Annotated in this window: 8 protein-coding genes; 4 read left to right on the top strand and 4 right to left on the bottom strand. The window is 65.1% G+C overall.

The features are described 5' to 3' along the window. Positions 1-40: 40 nt before the first annotated feature. From QP140_RS09590 to QP140_RS09600, 3 genes are read right to left on the bottom strand one after another with little or no spacing between them, the layout of a single operon-like run. Positions 41-589, bottom strand: coding sequence for a recombinase family protein (locus QP140_RS09590; RefSeq protein WP_070758718.1), 549 nt, complete (start codon positions 587-589; stop codon positions 41-43). 2 nt (positions 590-591) lie between these two features. Beyond that, positions 592-1452, bottom strand: coding sequence for a Fic/DOC family protein (locus QP140_RS09595; protein WP_070424185.1), 861 nt, complete (start codon positions 1450-1452; stop codon positions 592-594). Continuing rightward, positions 1452-1694, bottom strand: a complete 243-nt coding sequence (locus tag QP140_RS09600) for an antitoxin VbhA family protein (protein WP_019174038.1) — start codon at positions 1692-1694, stop codon at positions 1452-1454. The genes QP140_RS09595 and QP140_RS09600 overlap by 1 nt, the downstream gene beginning before the upstream one ends. 253 nt (positions 1695-1947) lie before the next feature. On the opposite strand from QP140_RS09600, the gene QP140_RS09605 reads away from it, so the two are divergent. From QP140_RS09605 to QP140_RS09620, 4 genes are read left to right on the top strand one after another with little or no spacing between them, the layout of a single operon-like run. Beyond that, positions 1948-2478, top strand: a complete 531-nt coding sequence (locus tag QP140_RS09605) for a TetR/AcrR family transcriptional regulator (RefSeq protein WP_019174037.1) — start codon at positions 1948-1950, stop codon at positions 2476-2478. Positions 2479-2480: 2 nt separating this feature from the next. Beyond that, positions 2481-2828, top strand: a complete 348-nt coding sequence (locus QP140_RS09610) for a DMT family transporter (RefSeq protein ID WP_005053852.1) — start codon at positions 2481-2483, stop codon at positions 2826-2828. After that, entirely contained in the window at positions 2828-3148 is a 321-nt protein-coding gene (locus QP140_RS09615) for a DMT family transporter (protein ID WP_019160223.1), read from the top strand. The genes QP140_RS09610 and QP140_RS09615 overlap by 1 nt, the downstream gene beginning before the upstream one ends. 15 nt (positions 3149-3163) lie before the next feature. After that, positions 3164-3361 carry a hypothetical protein gene (locus QP140_RS09620; RefSeq protein ID WP_005053846.1) on the top strand — a complete coding sequence of 66 codons (198 nt, stop codon included), beginning with the start codon at positions 3164-3166 and terminating at the stop codon, positions 3359-3361. Here the strand turns inward: QP140_RS09620 and QP140_RS09625 are convergent. Beyond that, a partial coding sequence (locus QP140_RS09625) for a hypothetical protein (RefSeq protein WP_262370461.1) occupies positions 3358-3665 on the bottom strand: 308 nt, incomplete at its 5' end. The genes QP140_RS09620 and QP140_RS09625 overlap by 4 nt on opposite strands.

Consider the following 3665-nt stretch of genomic DNA (forward strand, 5'->3'; position numbering starts at 1 on the left):
CCATTTCGCAGCAGCCGCCTGATCGGCGCAGAGCGACAGCCTACCTCTGACTGCCGCCAATCTTTGCAACAGAGCCCGCGATTTGCTCGTAGCTCATCGGCGGGTCAGCCTCCCGCATGGTCTTCGCCATTGCGATGCGCTCGGGTGTCATGACGGTCGGGCGGCCGCCGACGCGACCCTGGGAGCGCGCGTGCTCGACGCCTCTGCGGGTGTTCTCACGGATCATATCGACGCGAAGCTGCGCGAGCGTCGCCATGATCTTGAGCATGGCTTCACCCATCGCTGTTGACGGGTCTATGTCCATCCACGGTTCATCGAGGCTGCGCAGCTTCACGCCACGCGCTGCGTGGTCACGGATAACCGAGATAGCGATGCTGTCAGTGCCTGCCACGCGGTCGAGCGAGGGAATCACCAGCTCATCACCGGGGCGCTGAATCTTCCGGCACTCGATCCAATCGGGTCGATCCTCAACGCGACTTGAATAGCCAACGTCAACGAAAATTCGTTCGCACCCTGCCTGTTCGAGGCGGGCGATCTGCGAGTCTGCATTCTGCTCGCGGGTGCTGACACGGGTATATCCGAGCCTCACGGCTATCGTCCTAAGCTCGGGCCACGCTCGGGCGGCTTCGGCTTCGATCCGTCGCCCAGCTCGGGCATATCCCGGCCGCGATCTGCTGCGTGCTTCGGCTTGCTCGGCCGAGCCTCGCGCAGCTCGTTCACCTTGCGCTCGATGCGCTCTCCAAGCGTCATCGGCTTCTCGGGCGCTGCGTCGCCTGTGACGCGGCCGCCCTCGTGCATCAGCACGTTCGACCGCGGCACGGCCGCGTGCTCGAACACGGGCACCATCGGAACATGGTTGGGTAGGTACTCCCCCAGCGGCGGCCGCGTCGCGGCCGATGCCATATTCCAAACTTCCTCGGGCACGCGCTCGAACTCAAGCGTGTACGGTGAGCGCTCCGCAACGTGCTCCATGAACACCTTGGTAGTGCGTCCGTTGCCCTCTCTGAACGGATGACTCTGGTTTGTCCAGGCGAAGATTTCGGCGGCGCGCTCCGAGAACTCGGCGTGGCTGAGCTGCGCCCAATCGGTGCGCTCGACCATCACGCGCACGTTGTCTAAGTAGGCGTCTATCGCGCCGTTGTGAGCATCAGCGAAAGCGGCTCCGCCGCCCTTCGCCATGTTCACCGTTCGGTACTGACCAGCCCATTCAAAGGTCGAGCCGAAGAGGTGGCCGTGAATCTGCTTCATGTGCTCGCCGTCGAACGTGCGAGTCACAAGCTCCGGGCGCAACTCAAGCTCGATGCGGCGCGCAAACGACATGCGGTAGTCGTAGGTGCGCAGCGCTGCGGCGTCTCGAATGTCCGGTATGTTGCGCAGCACGCCATTGCGGGTCTGCGCGTTGTACGTCTCCGGGTAAAAGTATGACTCCCACGAATCGAACTGGTGCGGCATCAGAGCGTAGCGGCCGCTCCGGCGATGCGCGCCGCCTTAGCGGCGGTGCGCGCCTCGTAGTCCTCGAACGTCAGCGCGCCGCGCGTGTAGTCGATGAGGTCGGCCACGTCTTCGCGGTTCGGCTCCCATCCCTCATGCCAGCCTGCCGCGAGCGAGCGCACAACGGCTCGGCGCTGGTCAGCGTCGAGCTGGTCGAACAGCTCGGGCCAGCGGGCCTCTACGTCAAATGATGGTTGCGACATAATGCTGCACCTCCTGGTGTACTCCTGATTTTACCGGCCTGCCCGCAAACGGTATAGGTCGGGTTTCGGGTCGGGGTTGGTTTCGGTCATAGGTTTCGGTCGGTCAGATAACGGCGTGTCGCTGCCTCGGCGGGCCGTCCGGCACGGCTGCCCGAAAACGATCGTTTTCGGCCTACTCGGCTCGCGGTGATGAACCTATGCGCCGGCAATCTGCTGGATGGCCTGGTTACCTTCCGAATGGTAACCTACACTCATGCGCACCGATCCTCGCCCCGCGATCCTGGCGGCCGCCTTCTCTCAGCTCGACGAGGGGCGGGCGGTGTCTCTGGATTCCGTGGCCCGAAGTGTGGGGCTGACCAAGCCGGGGGTGATGTATCACTTCCCCACGAAGGAAGCCCTCATGCTCGCCCTGGTGGACTCCGTTTTGGACCGCTGGGAAGAGGCGCTGGTCGCACGCCTCGGGTCGTCGCCGGAGGGCGCGGCGCCGGCCGCGCGCATCGGCGCGTATGTCGACTGGTCACTGTCCGGGGGTTTCGATGAAACCGACCTGGTGGCGATGAGTGATCCGAAGCTGCGCCGCTCGCTCACGCAGCGCTGGGCCGAACGTCTCGCGCCCTGGCTCGTCGTGCCCGATGACGTCGCCCCGGACGAACGCACCCGGTTGCTCGCCGCCCGCCTCCTGGCCGACGGCGGGTGGCTTGCCGAAGCCGCCAACGTCTCCCCTCCTACCCCCGGCGACCTGGCGCAGCTCCGCGCCTTCGCCCACAACCTCGTGAAGGACTGACTATGAAGAAATGGCTCCTGCTTGCCGGCGCGATCATCAGTGAAGTCGCCGGCTCCCTCGCCCTCCAAGCCGGCCAGGACCACCCCGCCTGGTACATCCTCGTCGCGATCGGCTACGTCGGCGCGTTCACGCTTCTCGCGCTCGTTCTACGCGAGGGGATGGCCCTCGGGGTTGCGTACGGGATCTGGGGCGCGATGGGCGTCGCCCTGACGGCGGTGCTGGCGGCACTTCTGTTCGGACAGCCCTTGACCGGCGTGATGATCCTCGGCCTGGCGTTGATCATCGGCGGTGTTCTCACCGTCGAACTCGGATCGCAAGCGGCGCAGCGCAAGAGGGAGGCGAGCATCTGATGGTCTGGCTCTTCCTCATCCTCGCGATCGTCCTCGAAGTCGGCGCGGCGCTCTCCCTGCGCCTGGCAACCGGCGGACGGAAACTGTTCTACATCGCCGTCGTCGTGGGCTACCTCGGCGCGTTCTTCTTCCTCACCCAAGTCCTTGCCCTCGGGCTCGGCATCGGTGTTGCCTACGGCATCTGGGCCGCCTCCGGCGTCGCCCTCACCGCAGTGGCCAGCAAGTTCCTGTTCAAAGAGCCCTTCACCTGGGTCATGGCGCTCGGCATCGCCCTCATCATCGGCGGCGTCCTCCTCGTCGAACTCGGCGCGGCCCACTAGCCTGCCGACACGGCCATGACCGTCGCTCGCACCCTCGCGGCAATTCGCCGCGCCCTCCTGGAAGATCCTGCCGTCGACATCCGATTCGTGGACGCAATCACCGTCGACAGTCATCTTCTGAGCACGCACGGCCAGGCCCTCATCCTGTTCGTACACCCACAGCATCGCGAAGTCGTCGACGAGCTGCGCAACGCCTCCCGCCCATTGGACTAGTGCGGTCGGCCGGGGTCATCACCGCGGCCGCGCAGCTCGTCAACGAGCTGGCGGTGCGCCGTGTGCAGGAACAGCACTGGGCGGCCGCTGCGCCCACTGTGGAGGTAACTGTCGGCGGTGAGCGCATCGGTGAACACGACTTCAAGCTCCGGCTGCTCGTGCAGCAGTCGCCGCACTTGTTCGGCCACCCGCTCAGTCATCGAAACTCCCCCCAGAGCTTCCGGGAGGGCTCTGTTGCAAAAATCGTGAAGCTTGAGCATGCTTGGCGGAGATTGGACGGACGGAACGATGACGGATTTCAAGT

This window comes from Corynebacterium sp. UMB9976 (genome assembly GCF_030212265.1).
GTDB lineage: Bacteria > Actinomycetota > Actinomycetes > Mycobacteriales > Mycobacteriaceae > Corynebacterium.